The organism is Duganella radicis (assembly GCF_009720825.1).
Taxonomy (GTDB): domain Bacteria; phylum Pseudomonadota; class Gammaproteobacteria; order Burkholderiales; family Burkholderiaceae_D; genus Rugamonas; species Rugamonas radicis.
The window spans coordinates 68,590-90,748 of the sequence record NZ_WNKY01000019.1 but is presented as its reverse complement, the minus strand read 5'-3'; the positions used below and the strand labels follow the sequence as shown (position 1 = coordinate 90,748).

The window sequence follows — 22,159 nt, the reverse complement described above, 5'->3', positions numbered from 1 at the left end:
TTTTGTGGACGTCAGCCGCCACGGGCCGCTTTGCTGAACGCGTTGCGCAAGCCCGCCTCCAGCAGTTCCGCGCGCATGCGCGCCTCGGCCGCCACCATCTCCGGCGTGAACTCGGTGTGCGAGACGCGCTCGCACGCCTCGCGCACCTCCAGCGTCAGATCACCCGGCTGCGGATAAGGATAAGCCTTGGCCCAGGCGATGGCGTCTTCCAGCGTGGCCGCTTGCAGCATCCAGTAGCCGGCGATCAGCTCCTTGACCTCGGTGAACGGGCCGTCCACCACGCTGGTTTTCGAATTGGCGTAATGCACGCGCGCCGCGCTGGCCGTGCCCTTCAAGCCTTCGCCGGCCAGCAGCACGCCTTGCCGCACACCGCTTTCATTGGCGGCGTTCATGACATCGATCACTTCCGGCGGCGGCACCGCGTCCGATTCGGTGTCGGCGTCCGAGCGCAGGAAAATCACGTAGCGCGTGAGCTCCTCCTTGCGCTGCGGGATGGTGCCGGCCGCCGTGCCGCGCTCGTCGAAGCCGACGCAGTTGCCGGGGCAGCCGGCGTCGCGGATTTCATACACCGCGCCGCTGTCGAACAAGGGCCACCAGCGCACCTGCTCGATGATGTCCTCGCGCGATTCCGCCTCCAGCAGCACGAAGCCGGCGATCATCTCCTTGGGCGGGAACGGGCCGTGCTGCTCGCTCCATTCGCCGTCGCGGCGCAGCAGCCGCACCGCCTGCGCGCTGGGGCGCAGGAAGGTGCCCGGCTCCAGCGCCGGTGGTTGTATGCCTCGTTCCGTGCTCTGATTGGCGCGGCGCAGTACCATGAATTCCATTACATCGTGCTCCAGACTAGACCTAGCCGATAAGGTATCACAAGCGGGCGCGCAAGGACTCTTCCTGCGCCACCAGCTCCGGAGTGGCCGCCTCGCCGAAATCGCTCATTTCGAACACCTGGCGGATTTCGATCTCGGACGGGCCGTCGAAGGGATTGGGACAACGCTTCATCCACTCGATGGCCTCTTCCTTCGATTTCACCTGGATCAGCCAGAAACCGGCGATCAGCTCCTTGGTCTCGGAAAACGGGCCGTCGATCACCGTACGGCTGGCGCCGTCGTAGCGGATGCGCGCGCCCCTGGAACTCGGATGCAGGCCTTCGCCGGCCAGCAGCACGCCGGCGTTGACCAGTTCCTCGTTGAACTTGCCCATGGCCGTCAGCAATTCCGTGCTCGGCATCTTGCCCGCTTCCGAATCGGCGGTGGCTTTCACGATGATCATGAATCGCATGGGGTTCTCCTTATTGGCAATCGCCGGGCATTTGCTGTTTCATGGCGGCCATCATCTCTTCCGGCGTCATGTCCTTGATGTGGGTGGCGATCGACCAGTGATGGCCGAACGGATCGGTCACCTGGCCGTAGCGGTCGCCCCAGAACATATCGGCCGGCGGCATGCGCACGCTGGCGCCGGCGTCCACCGCCTGCTGGAAGGCCGCGTCCACGTCCGGCGAGTTCAGGTGCAGCGTGACCGGGCTGCCCTTGAGCGCCTTCGGCCCGAAACCGCCATATTGCGGGAAGTCGTCCGCCAGCATGATGGTGGAATCGCCGATCTTGATGGCGGCGTGCATCAGGCGGCCGTTTTCGCCCGGCATGCGCATGATTTCGACCGCGTTGAACGCCTTTTTGTAGAACTCGATGGCGTCGGCCGCGCCTTCGCATACCAGATGCGGGGTGACGGTGTGCAGGGTGTTATCCATGATGGTCTCCTTGGTGGTTGAACAGGTAACTTTATACCTACGACGAAGCGGCACCTCAGAAATCGACACGGTTTTTCAGATTTTTTTAAACAGGAGCGAAAAAGTCGTCAGACCGGCGTGGCTGGCCACCGAGATATTCCCTCCATGCAACTCCATGATGGCGCGAACGATGGACAGGCCGAGCCCGGCGCCGGCCGAACGGGCCTGGTCGGCCCGGTAATAGCGGTCGAAAATATGCGGCAGGTGGGCGCGCTCGATGCCGGGGCCGCTGTTGGCCACGGCGATCTCGACGCCCTCCTCCACCTGCCGGGCCGACAGCGCCACCGTGCCACCGGCCGGCGTATGCGCAAGCGCATTGGCCATCAGGTTGCTGACGGCGCGCTGTAACAGCACCGGGTCGATGCTGGCCCGCAGCGGCTCGGCTTGCACGCTCAGGCGCACGCCCGCGTCATCGGCCAGGAATTCGAAATAATCGTGGATGCGTTGCAGCTCGGCCGGCAGGTCCAGCGGCTCGCGTTGCAGCGCCAGCTGGGCGTTGTCGACCCGGGCCAGGAACAAGGTGTTGTCGATCATGCGCGACAACCGTTCGTATTCCTCCAGGTTGGACGCCAGCAGCGACTGGTATTCCTCCACCGGGCGGGCGCGCGACAGCGCCACCTGGGTCTCCATCATCAGGGTGTTGAGCGGGGTACGCATGTCGTGCGCCAGATCGGCGGCAAAGCCGGACAGCCGCTGCACACCATCCTCCAACCGGTTCAGCATGGCGTTGAAGGCCGAGCCCAGCTCACGCAGCTCGACCGGCGCATCCTGCACCGACAGCCGGCTGTTCATGCGGCTGGTGCTGATGTCATTGGCCTTGGCCACCACCGAACGCAATTGCCGCATGCTGCGGTGGACGATGGCATAGCCCAACAAGGTCGCCAGCAGCGCGCCGCAGCCCAGCGCCAGCAGCAGGTCGCCGGCGTAGACACGCAACACGCGCAGCCGGTCGGAGCGCTCGCGCGCCAGCGTGACCTGCACCGGATCGGCGCCGGCCTGGCCGGCGGCGCGCACCATGCGGCCGATGCCGCTGGCCGGCTGCCAGTCGTGGATGTCGTCCAGCGTCAGCGCACGCTGGGCCGGCACGCTGTCCACCTGCGGCAACGGCCGCGAGGTCACCGAGGTTTGCAGCAGCGGCTTGCCATCGGCGGCGTTCACCCGCAGCATGAAATCGTTATGGCCATACAACGTATCCTTCAACGCATGCGCTTCCTGGCGCACCGCGTCGGCCGACGGCATGCCGGCGATCAGGTGGCGCACCTGATCGGCCTTGACGATCAGCTCGACATCGTCGCGGCTGCTCATCTGCCGTTGCAACGCGTGATACAGGTAGGCGCCGACCGCCACGAAGCTGGCCACGCTCACCGCCGCCAGCAGCAGGGCCACGCGCAGCGTCAGCGACAGCGGACGGCTCACGCCCGCGCCTCAAGCAGATAGCCCATGCCGCGCACGGTCTGCACCAGTTTCACAGGATAGGGATCGTCCACCTTGGCGCGCAGGCGGCGGATCGCCACGTCCACCACATTGGTGTCGGAATCGAAGTTCATGTCCCACACCATGGAGGCGATCTGGGTGCGCGACAGCACCTCGCCCTGGCGCTTGGCCAGCAGGTGCAACAGCGCGAACTCCTTGGCGGTGAGGTCGATGCGGTTGGCACCGCGCGTGACGCGCCGGCGCAACACGTCGATCTCCAGGTCGGCCACGCGGAGGATGTCGGCCTCGCGCACCGGCCCGCGCCGCAGCAGGGTCTTGACGCGCGCCAGCAGCTCGGCGAAGGCGAACGGCTTGACCAGGTAATCGTCAGCGCCCAGCTCCAGTCCTTTCACGCGGTCGGCCACGTCGTCGCGCGCGGTGAGGAACAGCACCGGCGTTTCCTTGCGCTCGCGCAGACGCGCCAGCACGGTCCAGCCGTCCATCTGCGGCAGCATCACGTCCAGCACGATCAGGTCATAGTCGTGTTCCTGCGCCAGCGCCAGGCCATCGACGCCATTGCGCGCCAGGTCCGCCACATAGCCGGATTCGTTCAGGCCCTTGACCAGATAGTCGCCTGCTTTCGGTTCGTCTTCAACAATCAGTATTTTCATGGTGTGTTCATTGTCGGCCTTTCACCGTGCCGCCGGGATTACAAATCTGTCATTTGGGCGTCATCTTCCTGTCAGCGCCCGTTGCTTAGACTGGCCACATCTTCACTCCACAACGAAAGGAAGCACCATGTTCAAAGCACTGCGCATCACCATCATCGCCGCAACCCTGGCCGCCGGCGCCGCCCACGCATCGGTCAACCCCCATCCTGAATTCGGCACGGCCACACCGGCCGCCACCGCCGACCGCCACGTCACCATCAAGGCCGACACCAAGTGGGTCAACGTCAACAACGGCGACACCGTCACCTTCGACGTCGGCGGCAAATCCTTCACCTGGCATTTTGACACGCTGCACAGCGAAGAATCTTTCAGCCTGTCGAAAATCGCCCCGGAAGGCATTGATACCGGCATGATCACGGTGTACGTCGCCAGCAACCCGCTGTACCGGGGCTAATCCGGTGCGGGCCGCCATCGCAGCCTGCCTCGCTGTCCTGCCGCTGATCGCGGCAGGCGCGCACGCGCAGGAACACCACCATCACGGCGGCGCGGACTCCCCGCCCGCCACACCGCCCACCTTCGTCGCCAGCAGCGCCAAGCCATTCAGCGCCCTGATGGACGACGCCATGAACGTGATGGATGCCGGCATGCGCCAGGCGCCCATGAACGGCAATCCCGATCACGACTTCGTCACCATGATGATGCCGCATCACCAGGGCGCCGTCGATATGGCAAAAGCCGTGCTGCTTTCCACCCAGGACCCGGAAATCCGCAATCTGGCGCTTGGCATCATCGCCGAGCAGCAGATCGAGATCAAAGTCATGCAGGCCTGGCTGCAACACCACAAGGAAGCCAAACAATGAAATCCCTCGCCCTCGCCGCCGGCGCGCTGCTGTGCGCCCAGGCTTTCGCCGCCCCTTCGCCGCTGGACCGCGTCTACACGGCGGATCAGAACACCAACACCGTTTCGGTCTTCAGTCCGGCCACCAACACCCTGCTCGGCCAGATCAAGCTCGGTAACGCGCGGCCGGACGTGCTGTCGCCGCTGTATCGCGGCGAGACCAATGTCCATGGCCTGGGTTTCTCGCCCGACCACAAGACACTGATCGTCATTTCCAACGGCTCCAACTCGGTGACCTTTATCGACACCGCCACCAACAAGGTCAAAGGCAAGACCTACATCGGCCGATCGCCGCATGAAGGCTTCTTCACCGCCGACGGCAAGGAGGTCTGGGTGGTGGTGCGCGGCGAGGACTATATTTCCGTGATCGACCCGGTCACGTTCAAGGAAACGCGCCGCATCCAGACCGACCTCGGTCCCGGCATGGTGCAGTTCCACCCGAACGGCAAGCTGGCGTTTGCCGTCTCCAGCTTCACGCCGACGGTGGACATCATCGAGGTCGCCTCGCACACCATCATCAAGCGCATCGACGTGGTCAGTCCGTTCTCGCCCTTCCTGCAATTTACCCCGGACTACAGCGAAATCTGGATGACGCACAAGGATGTCGGCAAGGTCACGCGCATCAGCACCTCCACGCTGGAAGTCACCGGCGTGATCGACACCGGCTTCATCACCAATCACCTGGCGTTCGCCAGGGTGGGCGGCGAGGTGCGCGCCTACGTCACGGTCGGCGGCGAGAACGCGGTCAAGGTGTACAGCACCGGCAAGGAAGCGAAGCTGCTGGCCACCATCGCCACCGGCGCCCTGCCGCATGGCGCCTGGACTTCGGACGACAATACCCGCGTCTACGTCGGACTGGAAAACGGCGACGGCGTACAGGTGATCGACACCGCCACCAACAAGATCGTCGCCACCATGGGCGGCGGCCAGGCGCCGCAGGCACTGGTCTACCTGTCCAACGTGGCGCCGTCGGCTGACGACCGCTCCAACCTGGTGCCGCGCGTGAATCAGGATTCGCGCAACGTGCAGCTCAAGCCGCTCGGCAAGGAAGGAAAAGGCTTCGTGGTACTGCGCAGCCTGGGCGTGGTGGAGGCTATCGAGGCCTTCCTGTACAAACTGAAGCCGGATACGGTGTACGACGTGTACGCGGGCAGCCATGCGGCGCCGGTGGGCAGTTTCCGCACCAACGCGATGGGCATGGCCAATGGCACCATGATCGGCCCCGGGCAGGCGGCGGGCGCGATCACGGTGAAGGAAAGCGGCGGCGCCGCCGTGCTTACTTCGCAGCTTCCAGAATAAGATCGGCAATCTCGCGGGCGTGCGAGATCATCGAGAGGTGGCTGGATGGCAGCTCGATGGTCCTGGCGCCCATGCGCCTGGCGAGGAAGCGCTCCAGATCCGGCGAGGTGGTGCGGTCATTGGCCGACACCGCGTAGTATGTCGGCTTGAGCTTCCAGGCGGCCTGCGTGGTGCGGCCGCTGAACAGGGTTTGCGAAATGCGCCCCTGACCGGCATACAGCACCCGCGCGCGGGCCGGATCGAGATCGCCGGCGAAGTCGCGCACAAAGGCTTCTTCGCTCAGTTGCGCGAAGCCGTCCGGGCTCCTGACCAGCCCTTTGCTGGCTGGCGGCGCCGGGAAGGTCGCGGCCAGTGCGCCGTAGTCCTCGCCGGCATCCGGCGCGCGCGCCGCCACGTACACCAGCGCCTTCACTTTCGGATCGCCGCCCGTTTCGCTGATCACGGTGCCGGCCCACGAATGGCCCACCAGCACCGTCGGCCCGTCCTGCAAGGCCAGCACGCGGCGCGTGGCCTCGGCGTCATCCGCCAGCGAGGTCAATGGATTCTGCACCGACGTCACATGCTTCCCCTCCTTTTGGAGAAGTGCGATCACTTCATTCCAGCAGGAGCCGTCGGCATACGCTCCATGTACTAATACGATATTGTCGACCGAGGCCGAAGCGGCGCCGGAAAACAGGGCGGCAAAGGCGCCGGCAAGTAACAGCTTTTTCATGTTGATTTCCTTGTGGGTTGAGGGTGGACCCAGTATAGAAACCGCCCGCTGACCGCAACATGACGGCCAGATTACAAGCAGATGACAACGCCGGCAGATACACGCCGATACATGCCAGAAACAATTCTTAAGTCAGCCATCACTATTAAGAAGATAGAATTATTCACTAATGTAGCAATTCCTTTGCGCGGCGACGCCGCCGCCGCATACCGTCTTTCCCTGGGGGTAACCTTGTGTTAATTGATATCGTCCGCGTGGCGCTTCGGCGTCCCTATACATTTGTGGTCATGGCGCTGCTGCTGCTGATCGTCGGTCCGCTGGCGGCGCTGCGCACGCCGACCGACATCTTCCCGGACATCAAGATCCCGGTGATCGCGGTGGCCTGGCAGTACACCGGCCAACCGCCCGACCAGATGGCCGGCCGCGTCTCGACCCAGTTCCAGCGCGCCCTGACCACCACGGTGAATGACATCGAGCACATCGAGGCCAACACCTACACCGGCGTCAGCATCGTCAAGATCTTCTTCCAGCCCGGCGTGAACATCGCCGTCGCCAACGCGCAGGTGACCGCGATCTCGCAATCGCTGCTCAAGCAGATGCCGGCCGGTATCACGCCGCCGCTGATCCTGAACTACAACGCCGCCACCGTGCCTATCCTGCAAGTGGCGCTGTCCGGCAAGGGCTTGTCCGAACAACAGCTGTCCGACCTGGGCACCAACACCGTGCGCACGCCGCTGGTCAGCGTGCCGGGCGCGGCGATCCCGTTGCCATACGGCGGCAAGCAGCGCCAGGTGCAGATCGACGTCGACCCGGCCCTGCTGCAAGCACGCGGGCTGTCGGCGCAGGACATCGCCAACGCGCTGGCGGCGCAAAACGTACTGACCCCGGTCGGCACGCAGAAAATCGATACGCTGGAATACACCATCCAGCTGAACAGCGCGCCATCGGCCATCGCCGAACTGGCGCGCCTGCCGGTGAAGGTAGTCAACGGCGCCACCATCTACCTCGGCGACATCGCCAACATCCACGACGGCAATGCGCCGCAAACCAACGTGGTGCACGTGGACGGCAGCCGCTCGGTGCTGATGTCGGTGCTGAAAAACGGTTCGGCCTCCACCCTGGCCATCGTCGACGGCATCCGCGAAAAGATCAATACGCTGAAATCCGGCTGGCCCGAGGCGCTGACCGTTACGCCGATTAACGACCAGTCCGTGTTCGTGCGCGCCGCGATCAAGGGCGTGGCGTCGGAGGGCGTGATCGCCGCCGCGCTGACCAGCCTGATGATCCTGCTGTTCCTCGGCAGCTGGCGCTCGACCATCATCATTGCGGTGTCGATCCCGCTGTCCATCCTCGGCTCCATCATCGCCCTGTCGGCCATCGGCGAATCGCTCAATCTGATGACGCTGGGCGGCCTGGCGCTGGCGGTGGGGATTCTGGTGGACGACGCCACCGTCACCATCGAAAACATCAACTGGCACCTGGAACACGGCAAGCCGGTGGAAACCGCCATCCTCGACGGCGCGGCGCAGATCACCACGCCGGCCTTTGTCTCGCTGCTGTGCATCTGCATCGTGTTCGTGCCGATGTTCTTCCTCGACGGCGTGTCGCGCTTCCTGTTCGTGCCGATGGCCGAGGCGGTGATCTTCGCCATGATCTGCTCCTTCATCCTGTCGCGCACGCTGGTACCGACCATGGCCAACTACCTGCTGAAACCGCACGACAGCGGCGAAGGCCATGCGCATGCCCACGGCGGCAGCGGCGCGCCTGAGCCATCGCGCAATCCGCTGGTGCGCTTCCAGCGCGCCTTCGAAGCGCGCTTCGAAGGCCTGCGCGCCGCCTACGCCGGCGTGCTGGAAGCGGCGGTGGCCAACCGCCGGAAATTCATCATCGGCTTCCTGCTGGTGGTGGCGGCCTCGTTCTCGATGGTGCCTTTCCTGGGCAGTAACTTCTTCCCATCGGTGGACGCCGGCCAGGTGCTGATCCACGTGCGCGTGCCGGTCGGCACCCGCATCGAGGAAACCGCCGCCCGCTTCGCCCGCGTCGAGCAAGCCATCCGCCGCGTGATTCCTGCCAACGAGATTGTCACCATGACCGACAACATCGGCATGCCGGCCAGCTCCATCAACACCGTGTACAACAACACCGGCATGATGGGCACGCAGGACGGCGACTTCCAGATCGCCCTGAGCGAGGAGCACGCGCCGACCGCCGACTACGTGCGCAAGCTGCGCAAGGTGCTGCCGGAAGAATTCCCCGACACCACCTTCTCCTTCCCGCCGGCCGACATCGTCAGCCAGATCCTGAATTTCGGTTCGCCGGCGCCGATTGACGTGCAGATCCGTGGCGCCAAGATCAACGAGAACTACGCCTACGCCGACAAGCTGCTGAAACGCATCAAGGCGATTCCGGGCGTGGCCGACGCGCGCATCCAGCAGTCCAACAAGTCGCCGGTGTTCAACGTCGACGTCGACCGCACGCAGGCGCAGCAGCTGGGCCTGACCACGCGCGACATCACCAACAGCATGGTGGTCAACCTGGCCGGCTCCTCGCAGGTGGCGCCGACCTTCTGGCTGAATCCGGCCAACGGCGTCAGCTACCCGATCGTGATGCAGACCCCGCAACCGCAGCTCGATTCGCTGTCGGCGCTGGCCAATCTGCCGGTCGGCAATGGCTCCACCGCCGGCACCGCGACCTTGGGCGGCGTCGCCCGCTTCGAGCGCGGCACGCAGTCGGCCATCGTCAGCCAGTACGACATCGCGCCGATGGTGCAGATCTACGCCACCACCCAGGACCGCGACCTGGCCGCCGTGGCCAAGGACATCAACCAGGCCATCGAGGAAACCAAGGCCGAGCTGCCGAAAGGCTCCTCGGTGCAGATGCTGGGCCAGGTGAAAACCATGGACCGCGCGTTTGCCGGCCTGCTGTTCGGCCTGCTGGGCGCGGTAGTGCTGATCTACCTGCTGATCGTGGTGAACTTCCAGTCCTGGCTGGACCCGGCGGTGATCGTCTCGGCGCTGCCGGCGGCGCTGGCCGGCATCGTCTGGATGCTGTTCGCCACCAACACCACACTGTCCGTGCCGGCGCTGACCGGCGCCATCATGTGCATGGGCGTGGCCACCGCCAACTCGGTGCTGGTGATTTCCTTCGCCCGCGAACGCCTCGATGAGCTGGGCGACGCCACCAAAGCCGCGCTGGAAGCCGGCTCGGTGCGCTTCCGTCCGGTGCTGATGACCGCGCTGTCCATGATCATCGGCATGCTGCCGATGGCGCTGGGCCTGGGCGATGGCGGCGAGCAGAACGCGCCGCTGGGCCGCGCCGTGATCGGCGGCCTGATCTTCGCGACCACCGCCACCCTGCTGTTCGTGCCTGTCGTGTTCAGCCTGGTGCACCGCAAGCACGCGCCGAAAATCCAATCCAACGACCAACCAATTTCCGGAGTACCTGTCCATGTCTGATATTTCTCGCACGGGTCACAAGCCGCTGGCCCTGGGCCTGATCGTTCTCGCCGCCGCGCTGGTCGCGGCCGGCGTGATCAGCCGCCGTTCGCAAGCCGAACAAGTCAAGCAAGCCGGCACGCCGGTGGTGCCGCTGGTGAGCGTGCTGGCCGCCGGCCAGGTCACCGGCGCGCCGCTGGAACTGCCGGCGCGCATCGAGCCGTGGCAGCGCGCGCCGATTTACGCCCGCGTCAGCGGCTATCTGAAAAGCTGGAGCACCGATATCGGCGCGCAAGTGAAATCGGGCCAGACCCTGGCCGATATCGAAACGCCCGACCTCGACCAGCAACTGCTGCAAGCCAAGGCCGAACTGGCCACCGCGCGCAGCAACCTGACCTTGGCGGCCAGCACCGCCAAGCGCTGGCAGGGCCTGCTGGCGGCGGACGCCGTCTCGCGCCAGGAAGCCGATGAGAAAGCCGGCGACCTGGCGGCCAAGCAGTCGGCGGTCAACGCCATGCAGGCCAATGTCGACCGCGTGCAGGCCTTGCAGCGCTACACCCGCCTGGTGGCGCCGTTCGACGGCGTGGTCACCGCCCGCAATACCGATGTGGGCGCGCTGATCGGCATCGGCGGCGCGCCGGGCAGCGAGCTGTTCGTGGTGTCCGACCTCAGCCGCCTGCGCGTGTACGTCAACGTGCCGCAGCGCCAGGTGGCCGCCATCAAGGTGGGCGACAAGGCCGAGCTGAGCGTGCCCGAACGTCCGGGCCAGGTGTTCACCGCCACCGTGCAATCGCTGTCGCAAGCCATCAACGCCAGCTCCGGCGCCATGCTGGTGCAGCTGACCGTGCAGAACGACCGCCGCGAACTGCTGCCGGGCGGCTATGCCTCGATCCACTTCGACGCCCCGCTGGCGAGCGCCGCGCTGAGCATTCCGCCAAGCGCGCTGATCTTCAACAAGTCGGGCACGCAGGTGGCGACGCTGGGCAAGGACAACCGCGTGGTGGTCAAGCCGATCACCGTCGGCCGCGACCTGGGCAACCTGCTCGAAGTCGCTTCCGGCATCGACCGCAACGACCAGGTCATCGCCAATCCGCCGGACGGCGTGGCCACCGGCGACGTGGTGCGCGTGGCCGCCGCCACGACCAACGCAAAGGCCAAGCTGTGAAGAACCTCATCTACGCTACCACGATGGCGCTGGCGTTGGCCGCCTGCGCGCAGGCGCCGCTGCGGCAGCCGCCAGCCGTGCCAATGGCCGACAGTTTCCGCGACATCCCGGCCGGCTGGGCCGACGCCAACGCCAAGGCGCCACCGCTGGCGGCCGACTGGTGGACCATGTACCAGGATCAGGAGCTGGATCGGCTGGAACAGCAGTTGATCGCCAACAGTCCCGACCTGGCCAGCGCGCTGGCGCGCTACAAGCAGGCGCAGGCCGCCACCGGCGTGCTGCGGTCGGCGCAATCGCCCACGCTGGGCGCATCGCTGAACGGCCAGCGCGACCGCCAGTCCGACCTCAGGCCGCTGCGCGGCGCCACCTCGCCGGCCGAGTACAACAGCGGCACGCTGCAATTCGACCTCGGCTACGAAGTGGATTTGTGGGGCCGCATCAGCCAGCAAGTCAGCGCCGGCGAAGCGCAGGAACGCGCCGCCAGCGCCGATCTGGCGGCCGCCCGCCTGTCGCTGCAAATCCAGCTGGCCGACACCCTGCTGGCCCTGCGCGGCGCCGACGCCGACATCAAGCTGCTGCGCGAAACCGAAGCGGCCTACCAGCGCCAGGCCGATCTGATCACCCGCCGCCACGATGGCGGCGGCGCCTCCGGCCTCGATCTGGCGCGCGCCCAAACGCAAGTCGAATCGACCCGCTCGCTGCTACGCCAGCGTCAGGCGCAGCGCAATGTGCAGGAGCATGCGATTGCCGCGCTGGTCGGCGCCAACGCCGCCAGCTTCAGGCTGGACGCGGCCGACACCGGCAACGCCGGCTTCGCCACGCCGGCGGTGCCGGTGGGCGTGCCGTCGACGCTGCTGCAACGCCGCCCCGACATCGCCGCCGCCGCGCTGCGCGTGGCCGCCGCCAGCGATCAGGTCGGCGTGGCGCGCAGCGCCCTGTTCCCGTCGCTGACGCTGGGCCTGAGCACCGGCTTGCAAAGCAGCGACTTCGGCCGTTTTGCGCAAGCCTCGAATCTGTTCTGGGCGGTCGGCCCGACGCTGGCGGTCAACCTGCTGGACGGCGGCCGCCGCAAGGCGCAGATCGCCGGCGCCGAAGCGCAGCTGGACGAAGCCGGCGCGCGCTACCGCGCGGCGGTGCTGACCGCCTTCCAGCAGGTCGAGGATCAGCTTACCCTGCTCGACAACTACGACCAGGCGGCCAAGTTCGACCATCAGGCAGCGGAAGCCGCCGGCCGCGCGCTCGACCTGGCCAAGAAACGCTACGACCAGGGCGCCGCCAGCTATCTGGAAGTGGTGACCGCGCAAACCGCCTACCTGCAATCGCGCCGCAGCGAGCTGGACCTGACCACGCGCTACCGCCAGGCCGGCGTGCAGCTGGTGAAGGCGATCGGCGGCGGCTGGTCTGCGGTACAGGCAGGGCCGGCCACATAGCGCTACAATGGAAAGGTCCACGTTGATTAATGAAGGAGCATGTAATGGGTGACAAAGCAATCAAGATCGACATTGGCCTTTCCGACGAAAGCCGCGCCACAATCGCAGCAGGCCTGTCCGGCCTGCTGGCCGACAGCTACACGCTGTACCTGATGACCCACAACTTCCACTGGAACGTGAAGGGTCCGATGTTCAATTCCCTGCACCAGATGTTCATGACGCAGTACACCGAACAGTGGGCCGCGCTGGACCAGATCGCCGAGCGCATCCGCGCGCTGGGCTATCCGGCGCCAGGCACCTACGCCCAGTTCGTGAAGCTGGCGACCATCAAGGAAATCGAAGGCGTGCCAAACGCGCTGGACATGGTGCGCCATCTGGTGGCGGCACAGGAAGCCACCGCCCGCACCGCGCGCAAGCTGCTGCCGGTGGTCGATGAGGCCGACGACCAGCCCACCGCCGACCTGCTGACCCAGCGCCTGGACGTCCACGAAAAAACCGCGTGGATGCTGCGCAGCCTGCTGGAAGAATAAGCCTCACATCGGTGGCGCCGCCTCTCCGTGATGCGGCGCCGCGCCATCCAGCCGCGCCGGCACGTTCAGGCCGGCGCGCTCCGCCACTTCATTGATGGCGTCCACAATCTCCTCCTGCGCCAGGTGCGGCAACATATGGCCCATGTCGGGCAACAGCACCAGTTCACTGTCGGGCAAAGTCTTTTGCAGCCGCTCCGAATGGCTGTGCGGATCGATCACGCGGTCCTCCTCGCCCGCCATGATGGTGACTGGCAGGCGCAGCTCGCCGTAGCGCCCTTCCAGCGTGGCGGCGCCCGGTATCATCAGCGCCGCTTCCGACGCGGTGGCGCGCACCTGCGACGGCCGCAGCTGCATCCACGGCGGCTCGCGGCGGAAGCTTTGCGGCACCGCGCTTGGACTGAACATGCCCTTGGCCGTCAGCGGCCAGATCAGCCGGCCGATCAGCGGCGACACCGTATAGCGCATCAGATCGCCCAGCAGCGGGATGGCCGGCATGGCGGCGACCGGCACATCGAGCCGCGGACCGGGATAGTAGTAGCCCGACAGCAGCAACAGGCCCTGCACCCGCGCCGGCTGCTGCAAGGCCATGGCCAGCGCCACCAGCGTGCCCCAGGAATGCGCCAACAGCAGGTATTCGCCGGCGCCCAGCTGGCGCAAGGCTTGATGCAACAATTCCGCCTGCGCGTCCGGGGTCCAGCTGACGTCGCGCGGACGGTCGCTGTAGCCGAAACCGGGACGGTCGATGGCGATCACGCGGTAGCTTTGCGCCAGCCGCTCGATCAGGCCGCTGCAACGGAAATCCTCGGCCGTCACCATATTGCCGTGCAGGAGCACCAGCACCGGGCCGTCGCCCTGCTCGATGTAGTGCAGGCGCAAGCCGTCGACGTCGACAAAGCGGCCACGGGGAGGATGCTGGCGCTCGGTGCGCGCGGTTTGCACGCGCACCATGAGATAGGTTGCGGCCAGCGAGGCCGCCGTCAACAGGCCGGCATTGCGCCAGCGCTGGCCGCGGCTTGCGGCGGTTTTCTGGATATCAAGGTCTTGCATCGCGCCCTCCGGTCAAATCCATGTGACCCGGCGAGCGCGATGCGAGTTCCGTGGATCAGAACTCTTCCCACTCCTGGCTGCTGTCGGCCGGCACCCTGCGCGGCGCGGCCGGCTTGCTGGCCGCCGGCTTGGAAGCGGCGGACTTGGGCGCCAGCTTGAGCGCCGGTGCCGCGGCCGGCCTCGCGATGGCCGGCTTGGCCGCCGAGGCCACCGCTACCGGCCGGCGTGCCGCGCCGCTGCTGCCTTCCACCTGGAACACCGCCACCATCTCGGCCAGCTTGACGGCTTGCTCCTGCATCGCCTGCGAGGCGGCCGCCGCCTGCTCCACCAGCGCCGCGTTCTGCTGGGTGACGTTGTCCATCTCCGCCACCGCCGTGTTGATCTGCTCGATGCCGATTTCCTGCTCGCGCCCGGCCGAGCTGATTTCGCTGATGATGTCGGTCACGCGACGCACGCTGTTGACGATTTCCTCCATCGTGGCGCCGGCCTGGTTGACCAGCGCGCTGCCGCTGCCGACCTTCTCCACCGAATCGGTAATCAGCGCCTTGATGTCCTTGGCCGCCGCCGCCGAACGCTGCGCCAGATTGCGCACCTCGGTCGCCACCACCGCGAAGCCCCTGCCCTGCTCGCCGGCGCGGGCCGCCTCCACCGCCGCGTTCAGCGCCAGGATGTTGGTCTGGAAGGCGATGCCATCGATCACGCCGATGATGTCGGCGATCTTGTCGGACGATTGCGTGATCGAGCCCATGGTGCCGATCACGCGCGTCACCAGCTCGCCGCCCTTGACCGCGATATCGGACGCCGAGGCCGCCAGCGCATTGGCCTGGCGCGCATTGTCGGAATTCTGCTTGACGGTGGAGGTCAGCTGCTCCAGCGAGGACGCCGTCTCTTCCAGATTGGCGGCCTGCTGCTCGGTGCGGCGCGACAGATCCAGATTGCCGGCGGCGATCTCGCTGCTGGCGGTGGCGATGGCGTCGCTGCCCTCGCGCACGCTGCGCACGGTGCCGGCCAGGCGTTCCTGCATCTGCTGCAAGCCTTCCATCATCTCGCCCATCTCATCCTTGCGCCCCGGCTCGATGTGGTTGGACAGATTGCCGCCCGCCATGGCATGGAAATGCGAACGGGCCTGATCCAGCGGCTGCATCACGGCGCGCAGCAACAGCAGGCCGGAGATGCCGGCCACCAGGATGCCGGCCACGATGGTGACGATGGCCAGCGTCATATTGCGCTGGTAATCGGCCTGGCTGGCTTCGTACTGGTCGGCCGTGGATTTGAGCTGATAGCTGGACAGCTTTTCGGAGGCGTCGGTGTAAAGGCGGAACAGGCGCGTGATCTCGCTCAGCATCAGGCGGTCGATCTCGGCCTTGTCCTTGCTGTTGAGGGCCTTGATGGCCGCCTGCACGCCATCCTTGATCAGCGCCTGGCGTGTGGCATCGACCTGATCGGCCAGCGCCTTCTCGCCCTCGCCGAACGGCAAGGCCAGATAGCTCTTCCAGAATTTCTCATTGCCTTCCAGGAAACCTTGCGCGCGCTTCAAGATATCCTCCACATTGGCGGCGTCCGGGCTCAGGGCCACGCGGTCCAGCGACAGGCGGGCGCGGTCGATCTGGATCTGCGCCTCATAGATCGCCTTCATCGACACCATGGCGTTCGAGTACACGTCCTTGAGCACATTGTTGGAGGTATGCAGCGCCGCGATCCCGCGCGCGCCGATGAAGATGATGAGCAGGCCCAGCAGCGCCATGGTGGCGACCAGCCGGGTACGAATGGTCAGGTTGGCAAACATAGTGTCTCCTTTATTCTGGCTTATTCTGCTATCCCAGCTTAGACCAATCATTTCCACATAACAATGGCGCTACGTTAGCGCGTGGTAAAAAATCCCGGTAAAAATGGTTTTTGTGTAGAGACGCGACAGGCGCGATCGCCTATGCCAGCTGACAAGGGGTTTGTGCGCGAGTTCGGGCTGAGCAGCGTGGAGCGCGGCTGGCTCAATTCCGCCTTTTTCTGGTCGTACGGACTGGTGCAGATGCCGATGGCATGGCCGAAGGCATCGTGGTGCCGGCCACCTACCGCTACCTGGCGAATAATTTCGCAGAAAGCCAGAAAGGCACGGCGCTGGGCATCTTTTCAATCGGTGGCAAGATGGGGCCGGCGCTGGGCTGGAAAAGTCGGGCTTGTACACCTTCTTCAGCTTCGTTGGGATCGCGGTGGTGGCCGCACTGGCGGGTTACGTGGCGGACCGCCTGATCGCGCGCGGGCGCGATGCGGTGGCGGTGCGCAAGACCTTCATCGTGGCCGGCTTCATCGGCGCCACCACGGTGCTGCTGGGCGCCTATGCGGAATCGTTGCGGATGGCCCTGCTGTGGAACGTCGTGTCCCTGTCCTTGCTGGGACTGGTCACCGCCAACAACCTGGCGCTGTGCAAGCTGACCCTGATTCCGAAACAGGCGGTGGGCCTGAACACCGGCCTGCAACAAGTGGCGACCAGCCTGGCGGGCGGCGTTTCGGCCAGCCTGTCCGGCTGGCTGCTGCACACCAGCGGCAGCTATGAGCTACCGATGAAAGCCATCTTCATCTTCCTGCTGCTGGGCGCCACCAGCACCCTCATCCTGTTCCGCCGCCAATGGGCGCCGAAGGTGCTAAACGGGTAACTTATCGAGTGTCCGGTACAACCGCGAAAACACCCTGCGCAGCGTTTTATCCGAATGCGGTTGCGGCAAGAGCCCCGAAATATCAATATCAGGCCGTCCTTCCAAAAACCGCAAGGCCCGCCGCGTGTCGTCCGGGGAAAACGGATAAACCCGTCGATACCAAACAAGATTAAACAGCTCACGCCGTCCATCCTCACTATCGAGCATCGCAACGGACCAGAACTGGACTGTATATTCCAGCGCGGTCACCACAGCTCGCCACTGAGACTTCTTCATGCTTCATATCCCACTACGAGGAACAAGATTGAATTCATTGCCAGTATCAAGCAAATCCCCAGCAGCATTGAGCAGTAATCCTTCGTGGACATGAATTTCGTATGCCCTTCGCTCAACGGCATTCAAATACACAACTGGACCATATCCGGAATGCCATTCAGTCATATCGATACGCTCTTCCCCTACATAGATTTGGAGTAGTTCGGAGGTTATAAGTTCCATGGCGTACGTCCCCGATGAAAAAAACTCCCATCGCTGATAGCGACAGGATGTTCAGGGACGCGCAAAGGATGCTTGAGTTTGCGCAAAGGTGCGCGATACGGGCTCAGGCGCCGGGGTCGCGGACTTTGTCGATTTTGTCGAATTCGATGTTGTACATGCCGCCGCCCACCTGCTCCGCCTTGCGGATGTAGACGGTTTGCACCATGTCGCGCGTGGCGGCGTCCAGTTCCACCGGGCCGCGCACGCTGGTCCACGACAGCCCTTTCATGGCCGCGATCAATTTTTCGCCCCCGCCAGTCCGCGATCGGTGAACTGCTTGAGCACCGCCGCGCCCTCGCCCGACGGCACGAACACAAACAGCGCGTCCGGCCTGGCATCCTTCACCCGCGCCAAAAACGGCGCATAGTCCGGATTGCGCAACGGTACGCGCAGTGTCTCGACGATCTTGCCGCCGCCCTTGGTAAAGCCGGCCACAAAGGTCTTCTCCGCATCCATGCCGGGACCGTAGTCGCTGACCAGCGTGACCACGCTGCGGATCTTGTTCCTCGGCGCCCACTCGGCGATCGGCTGGGTGATCTGCGGCACGGTAAAGCCGCTGCGCACGATGAACGGCGATTTCTGCGGAATGATGGAGGTGGCCGCCGCCATCACAATCATCGGCACCCTGGCCTGCGTGGCCACCGGCGCGCTGGCCAGCGCCAGCGGCGTCAGGCCGAAGCCGGCCAGCACCTCGACCTTGTCGCGCGCCACCAGTTCCTGCGCCAGCCGCTTGGTCACGTCCGGCGACACGCCGCCATCGTCCTTGAGGATGACTTCCACCTTGCGACCAGCCACGGTACCGCCATGCTGCTGTTGATACAGCCTGACCGCCGCCTCTATCTGGCGGCCGGTGGAGGCGAACGGGCCGGACATCGGGATGATCAGCCCCACCTTGAGCGTCCCGCCCGCCGCCTGTGCCCGCCCCGGCAGCAGACCGCTGGCGGCGGCCGTCGCGCCCAGCAGCAGCTGGCGGCGCGCTTGGTTAATGGTGTCAGTCATGTTCCAGGTCTCCTGTATGGTTGTGATTTAAAAGCTTTTCAGTGATATACAAAACAGCAACACTGTGCTTCGATTGTGGAGAGCTGGCAAAAACGATGGTGCGAAAAGCCTCCTGATTGTGCTCCAATCTGCTTATTGACCGGCAAGCGAACACTGCACCACAGGCGACTGCGTTATACTGGGATCTCACCGCGTTGCATGTCCGGAGACAAAATGCGGCCTCTCTCGATCTTTTTTTACAGCTTCAAGTTCAAGATCACCACGCTGGTCATTGCACTGGTATTGTTTGCCGGGATAGGCGCGGGCGGCATTTCGCTGCTGATTGCCGAGTCCGAACTGCGGCAGGTGATTGCCCGCCAGGAGTTGGCGCTGTTGAATGGCGCGGCCGTGTTCATCGACAACGACCTGCAAAACAAGCGCCAGTTGCTGAAGTCGCTCACCGAGGAAATCAACGAGCGCGGCCTGTCGCTGGAACACGTGCAGAGCCAGCTGGAAGTGCACGAAACCCTGCGCGACGCCTTCTTCAACGTCAACGCCTTCGACATCGAAGGCAACCTGGTGGCCAGCCTGCGCGACCGCCGCGCCAAGCGCGTCAACATCACTGAACGCAAGTATTTTCAGGACACGCTGCGGCTACAGGAAGGCGTGATTTCCGCGCCGTTCAAAAGCTCGCTGTCCGGCCAGCCGGTGGTGGTGCTGACGCAGCCGCTGCGCGATGCCGAGGGCAAGCTGATCGGCATCCTGCTCGGCGCCATCGACCTGCTGCGGCCCTCCTTCTCGGCCCAGCTCGACAATCTGCGCGCGGGCGCCGACGGCTACCTGTTCATCGTCACCGACGACGGCATCATGGTGCACCATCCGGACAAGAGCCGCATCCTGGAAAAAGGCGACGACATGCCGGGCACGCTGCTGGAGGCGGCGCTGCGCAGCAGCGAAGGCTGGGAGGATGGCCTGCTCGACGACGGCGTGCCGGTACTGCTGGTGCACAAGCACTTGCGCGAGGCCGATTGGACCATCGGACTATCGTACCCGGTGCGCAGCGCCTTCTCGTCGATGCTGAGCGTTCGCATGCGCGCGCTGCTGGGCGCGACCATCCTGACCGGCTTTGCCGGCCTGTTCGGCTGGGTGATCACCAACAACCTGCTGCGGCCCCTGCGCCGCCTGCACCGGCACGTGGAAGACATCAGCGCCGGCCGCGCCGACATTTCGGTGTTCGACGTGGTGCGCAAGGATGAATTCGGCGATCTGAGCCGGGCGTTCCACGGCCTGTCGCAGCGGCGCGAGCAGGCCGAGCTGGAGCTGCACCGGCTGGCCACCACCGACGTCCTGACCGGCCTGAACAACCGCCGCATGTTCGACGCCTTCCTGCCGCAGGCGCTGGCGCGGGCGGCGCGCTCCGGGCAGCCGGTGGGACTGGCGATCCTCGACATCGACCACTTCAAGGCCATCAACGACACGCTGGGCCATCCGGCCGGCGACCAGGTGCTGATTGAATTCGCGCGCCGCCTGAGCGCCGCGGTGCGTACCACGGACACGGTGGCGCGGCTGGCCGGCGACGAATTCGTGATCGTGTTCGAGCAGCTGTCGTCGACCACCGAGATGGATGTACTGGGCAAGAAAATCATCGACGCCATGCTGCCGCCCTTCACGCTCGGCACGCAGCAGCGCGAGGTGCGCACCAGCGTCGGCATCGCCGTCACCAGCAATGAAGCCACCACGGCGGAAGACGTGATGCGCGCGGCCGACCAGGCCCTGTACGGTGTGAAGGCGGCCGGCCGCAATGGCTACGCCATCAACCCCGTCGGCGCCGAACGCGTGGTGCGCGTGCGCTGACGGGGCGCCTGGCCGCGGATTACAGCCCTTTGGCGGTGGCCGCTTTCAGGGTGGCGGCGATCCACGCCATGGCTTCCGGCACGTCGTAGTTGCCGGCGTGCGGCTGGTTCCAGGCCAGGCGATAGTTCAAGTCCTGCACCTTGGCATCGGCCGCCAGCGCGCGGCTCAGGTTGATCGACACGGTGAAGGCGGTGTCGCGGTCACGCGTACCGTGGCGCACGTACCAGTAAGGCGCGGTGGTGGCGCCGGTGCCGATGTAAGCCATCGGGTTGATCAACTTGACCTGCTTGAGCTGCGGGCTGGTCGACAGCGCCGAGAACTGGGTCCACGAGTAGCCGGTGTCGGCATAGCCGATGCCGTCGCCCGCCACGTCGTTATGATCCCAGCTGTATTCGGTGAAGTTGGAATACACCTGCTTGTCGGTGCCGAACATATTCGATTCGCCGCTGGACGCGGTGATGCTCAAGCCGGTCTGGTCGAATGCCGGCGTGTTTTTCAGCGTGGCTTGGGTGGCGACGAATTTCAGGTACTTCTCCATGTCCAGCGAGGTGACCTTCTTGGTCGCGTTGTCGATGGCGATCCAGTCGTTGACATAGGTCCTGGTGGTGGTTGGCGCACCGAATCCGCCAGCGGTGTAGCTGATGTTCTCGCCCAGATTCGGAATCGTGCCGCCCGACGCCAGGTAGATTTCCGCCGAACGGATCACTTCCGCCTTGATGGCCACCAGCATGGTGGTCGCGGTCAGCGCCATGCCATCGGCATTCTTCAATCCCAGGCCGGCCTGGTAGCCGACGAATTTCGCCATCAGCTCAGCGCTGCCGGTCGGATTCGGATAGCTGCCCACGGTCTGACGCGTGCCGAGGATGTTGTACACCCACTCGTACGCCAGATCGGCATTGCCCAGATCCGTGATCGGGCAGTAGGCATTAATCGCCAGCACATCATCCTTGATGATGCTGGAGCCATCGGCCGTCACGCCAGCCGCGCCGATGTCTTTCAGGTACGAGAGGTAATCCGTGCTGTTGCCCGACGCGCCCAGGGCACTGGACAAACCGCCGCCGCCACTGGTGCCGTTCACCACGATGTGATTGGCGTTGCCCGGCATGGCGCTGTCGTTCAGGCGCAGATAGCGCACCGCCGCCTTGGCGTCGACAATGGCGGCCGGCGCCTTGCCGGCGTAGCTGCCATCCGCCGCCACCAGGCCGCGACCGCGCGTGGCGACGTCGATGTACACATAGCCCGCCTTGAGCGCCGCGCCGACATTGCTTGCGCTGCTGTCGAAGGTGGCGCCGTCGGTCACGCTGGCCTTGATGTAGCTGGCGAACCAGCCGCCGTTATTCACGGCGAAATAGATCGCGGTGTCCTGATTGGAGGCCACGCTTTCCGGCACGAAGATGTTCATGCTCTGGTAGCCGCAGGCGGTGTTGGTAATGGTGGTGGCCGCGCCGGTCAGGCTGGTCTGGCTGGCCGCCATGGCGATTGGCTTGCCGACGTAGCAGACTTCCTTGTACCAGCGTACCGGCGTCTTGACGCCGTCAATGGTGACGTTGATGGTGGTGTATTTGGTTTTATCGAAAGCCAGCGCGCTATCGTAGGCGCCGGTGACAGGCGCGGTGACGGTGGGGGCGGTCGTGGTGGTGGTGGCGTTGGTATTGTCCGAGCCGCAGGCGGCCAGCGACAACAACAGGCATGAGCCTATCGCAGTGCGTTTCATAAGGTCTCCAGTAGTGAGCTGTGTTTTTGTCGTGACGCTGGCCAGC

General features: G+C 65.0%; 20 protein-coding genes and 1 pseudogene. 9 read left to right on the top strand and 12 right to left on the bottom strand.

Annotated elements, in window-relative coordinates:
* Positions 1–11: 11 nt before the first annotated feature.
* The 5 genes from GM676_RS17865 to GM676_RS17845 all read right to left on the bottom strand — a co-directional run bounded on the left by GM676_RS17865 (position 12) and on the right by GM676_RS17845 (position 3,864).
* Positions 12–824 carry a YciI family protein gene (locus GM676_RS17865; RefSeq protein ID WP_155465123.1) on the bottom strand — a complete coding sequence of 271 codons (813 nt, stop codon included), beginning with the start codon at positions 822–824 and terminating at the stop codon, positions 12–14.
* A 37-nt stretch (positions 825–861) separates the two neighbouring features.
* Positions 862–1,275 carry a YciI family protein gene (locus tag GM676_RS17860; protein ID WP_155465121.1) on the bottom strand — a complete coding sequence of 138 codons (414 nt, stop codon included), beginning with the start codon at positions 1,273–1,275 and terminating at the stop codon, positions 862–864.
* 10 nt (positions 1,276–1,285) lie between these two features.
* Positions 1,286–1,741, bottom strand: a complete 456-nt coding sequence (locus tag GM676_RS17855) for a VOC family protein (RefSeq protein WP_155465119.1) — start codon at positions 1,739–1,741, stop codon at positions 1,286–1,288.
* A 75-nt stretch (positions 1,742–1,816) separates the two neighbouring features.
* Positions 1,817–3,196, bottom strand: a complete 1,380-nt coding sequence (locus tag GM676_RS17850; RefSeq protein WP_371866281.1) for a heavy metal sensor histidine kinase — start codon at positions 3,194–3,196, stop codon at positions 1,817–1,819.
* Positions 3,193–3,864: a heavy metal response regulator transcription factor gene (locus tag GM676_RS17845; protein ID WP_155465117.1), complete on the bottom strand. Its 672-nt coding sequence runs from the start codon at positions 3,862–3,864 to the stop codon at positions 3,193–3,195. Before GM676_RS17845 ends, GM676_RS17850 begins: the two co-directional genes overlap by 4 nt.
* Before the next feature lie 127 nt (positions 3,865–3,991).
* Here GM676_RS17845 and GM676_RS17840 point away from each other — a divergent pair, with 127 nt between their 5' ends.
* From GM676_RS17840 to GM676_RS17830, 3 genes are read left to right on the top strand one after another with little or no spacing between them, the layout of a single operon-like run.
* Positions 3,992–4,318, top strand: coding sequence for a CzcE family metal-binding protein (locus tag GM676_RS17840; protein ID WP_170304316.1), 327 nt, complete (start codon positions 3,992–3,994; stop codon positions 4,316–4,318).
* 4 nt (positions 4,319–4,322) lie between these two features.
* Positions 4,323–4,724 (top strand): DUF305 domain-containing protein, encoded by a 402-nt coding sequence (locus tag GM676_RS17835; RefSeq protein ID WP_371866280.1) that lies wholly within the window; start codon positions 4,323–4,325, stop codon positions 4,722–4,724.
* Positions 4,721–6,061, top strand: coding sequence for a YncE family protein (locus tag GM676_RS17830; RefSeq protein WP_155465113.1), 1,341 nt, complete (start codon positions 4,721–4,723; stop codon positions 6,059–6,061). Before GM676_RS17835 ends, GM676_RS17830 begins: the two co-directional genes overlap by 4 nt.
* On the opposite strand, the gene GM676_RS17825 is transcribed toward GM676_RS17830, so the two are convergent.
* Positions 6,039–6,773, bottom strand: coding sequence for an alpha/beta fold hydrolase (locus GM676_RS17825; protein ID WP_155465111.1), 735 nt, complete (start codon positions 6,771–6,773; stop codon positions 6,039–6,041). The genes GM676_RS17830 and GM676_RS17825 overlap by 23 nt on opposite strands.
* Before the next feature lie 233 nt (positions 6,774–7,006).
* Between GM676_RS17825 and GM676_RS17820 the strand changes: the two genes are divergently transcribed.
* The 4 genes from GM676_RS17820 to GM676_RS17805 are packed head-to-tail and all read left to right on the top strand — an operon-like array spanning position 7,007 to position 13,332.
* Positions 7,007–10,228, top strand: coding sequence for an efflux RND transporter permease subunit (locus tag GM676_RS17820; RefSeq protein WP_371866279.1), 3,222 nt, complete (start codon positions 7,007–7,009; stop codon positions 10,226–10,228).
* Positions 10,221–11,372, top strand: a complete 1,152-nt coding sequence (locus GM676_RS17815; protein ID WP_155465107.1) for an efflux RND transporter periplasmic adaptor subunit — start codon at positions 10,221–10,223, stop codon at positions 11,370–11,372. Before GM676_RS17820 ends, GM676_RS17815 begins: the two co-directional genes overlap by 8 nt.
* A complete protein-coding gene (locus tag GM676_RS17810; RefSeq protein ID WP_371866278.1) occupies positions 11,369–12,802 on the top strand; it encodes an efflux transporter outer membrane subunit in 1,434 nt (477 codons plus the stop codon). The genes GM676_RS17815 and GM676_RS17810 overlap by 4 nt, the downstream gene beginning before the upstream one ends.
* A 44-nt stretch (positions 12,803–12,846) precedes the next feature.
* Entirely contained in the window at positions 12,847–13,332 is a 486-nt protein-coding gene (locus GM676_RS17805; protein ID WP_155465105.1) for a Dps family protein, read from the top strand.
* A gap of 3 nt (positions 13,333–13,335) precedes the next feature.
* Here GM676_RS17805 and GM676_RS17800 read toward each other — a convergent pair whose 3' ends face one another.
* The gene (locus tag GM676_RS17800) at positions 13,336–14,379 is read right to left on the bottom strand and encodes an alpha/beta fold hydrolase (RefSeq protein WP_155465103.1); all 1,044 of its coding nucleotides are present in this window, start codon (positions 14,377–14,379) and stop codon (positions 13,336–13,338) included.
* Positions 14,380–14,434: 55 nt separating this feature from the next.
* A complete protein-coding gene (locus tag GM676_RS17795; RefSeq protein WP_155465101.1) occupies positions 14,435–16,165 on the bottom strand; it encodes a methyl-accepting chemotaxis protein in 1,731 nt (576 codons plus the stop codon).
* 388 nt (positions 16,166–16,553) lie between these two features.
* On the opposite strand from GM676_RS17795, the gene GM676_RS17790 reads away from it, so the two are divergent.
* Positions 16,554–17,030, top strand: coding sequence for an MFS transporter (locus GM676_RS17790; protein ID WP_229262747.1), 477 nt, complete (start codon positions 16,554–16,556; stop codon positions 17,028–17,030).
* On the opposite strand, the gene GM676_RS17785 is transcribed toward GM676_RS17790, so the two are convergent.
* The 3 genes and pseudogenes from GM676_RS17785 to GM676_RS17775 form a co-directional block, all read right to left on the bottom strand.
* The gene (locus GM676_RS17785) at positions 17,019–17,306 is read right to left on the bottom strand and encodes a hypothetical protein (protein WP_155465099.1); all 288 of its coding nucleotides are present in this window, start codon (positions 17,304–17,306) and stop codon (positions 17,019–17,021) included. The genes GM676_RS17790 and GM676_RS17785 overlap by 12 nt on opposite strands.
* Before the next feature lie 3 nt (positions 17,307–17,309).
* On the bottom strand, positions 17,310–17,528 hold the full coding sequence (locus GM676_RS17780) for a hypothetical protein (protein WP_155465097.1): 219 nt from the start codon (positions 17,526–17,528) through the stop codon (positions 17,310–17,312).
* Between the two features lie 103 nt (positions 17,529–17,631).
* A pseudogene (locus GM676_RS17775) lies at positions 17,632–18,566 on the bottom strand (ABC transporter substrate-binding protein).
* A gap of 213 nt (positions 18,567–18,779) precedes the next feature.
* On the opposite strand from GM676_RS17775, the gene GM676_RS17770 reads away from it, so the two are divergent.
* Positions 18,780–20,399, top strand: coding sequence for a diguanylate cyclase (locus GM676_RS17770; protein ID WP_155465095.1), 1,620 nt, complete (start codon positions 18,780–18,782; stop codon positions 20,397–20,399).
* 19 nt (positions 20,400–20,418) lie between these two features.
* On the opposite strand, the gene GM676_RS17765 is transcribed toward GM676_RS17770, so the two are convergent.
* Entirely contained in the window at positions 20,419–22,113 is a 1,695-nt protein-coding gene (locus GM676_RS17765) for a subtype B tannase (protein WP_155465093.1), read from the bottom strand.
* Between the last annotated feature and the right edge of the window lie 46 nt (positions 22,114–22,159).

Bases quoted from the DNA above. Each gene is read 5' to 3' on its own strand.
- GM676_RS17865 (WP_155465123.1), bottom strand. From the start codon at position 824: ATGGAATTCATGGTACTGCGCCGCGCCAATCAGAGCACGGAACGAGGC.
- GM676_RS17860 (WP_155465121.1), bottom strand. From the start codon at position 1,275: ATGCGATTCATGATCATCGTGAAAGCCACCGCCGATTCGGAAGCGGGC.
- GM676_RS17855 (WP_155465119.1), bottom strand. From the start codon at position 1,741: ATGGATAACACCCTGCACACCGTCACCCCGCATCTGGTATGCGAAGGC.
- GM676_RS17845 (WP_155465117.1), bottom strand. From the start codon at position 3,864: ATGAAAATACTGATTGTTGAAGACGAACCGAAAGCAGGCGACTATCTG.
- GM676_RS17840 (WP_170304316.1), top strand. From the start codon at position 3,992: ATGTTCAAAGCACTGCGCATCACCATCATCGCCGCAACCCTGGCCGCC.
- GM676_RS17830 (WP_155465113.1), top strand. From the start codon at position 4,721: ATGAAATCCCTCGCCCTCGCCGCCGGCGCGCTGCTGTGCGCCCAGGCT.
- GM676_RS17825 (WP_155465111.1), bottom strand. From the start codon at position 6,773: ATGAAAAAGCTGTTACTTGCCGGCGCCTTTGCCGCCCTGTTTTCCGGC.
- GM676_RS17815 (WP_155465107.1), top strand. From the start codon at position 10,221: ATGTCTGATATTTCTCGCACGGGTCACAAGCCGCTGGCCCTGGGCCTG.
- GM676_RS17805 (WP_155465105.1), top strand. From the start codon at position 12,847: ATGGGTGACAAAGCAATCAAGATCGACATTGGCCTTTCCGACGAAAGC.
- GM676_RS17800 (WP_155465103.1), bottom strand. From the start codon at position 14,379: ATGCAAGACCTTGATATCCAGAAAACCGCCGCAAGCCGCGGCCAGCGC.
- GM676_RS17795 (WP_155465101.1), bottom strand. From the start codon at position 16,165: ATGTTTGCCAACCTGACCATTCGTACCCGGCTGGTCGCCACCATGGCG.
- GM676_RS17785 (WP_155465099.1), bottom strand. From the start codon at position 17,306: ATGAAGAAGTCTCAGTGGCGAGCTGTGGTGACCGCGCTGGAATATACA.
- GM676_RS17780 (WP_155465097.1), bottom strand. From the start codon at position 17,528: ATGGAACTTATAACCTCCGAACTACTCCAAATCTATGTAGGGGAAGAG.
- GM676_RS17770 (WP_155465095.1), top strand. From the start codon at position 18,780: ATGCGGCCTCTCTCGATCTTTTTTTACAGCTTCAAGTTCAAGATCACC.
- GM676_RS17765 (WP_155465093.1), bottom strand. From the start codon at position 22,113: ATGAAACGCACTGCGATAGGCTCATGCCTGTTGTTGTCGCTGGCCGCC.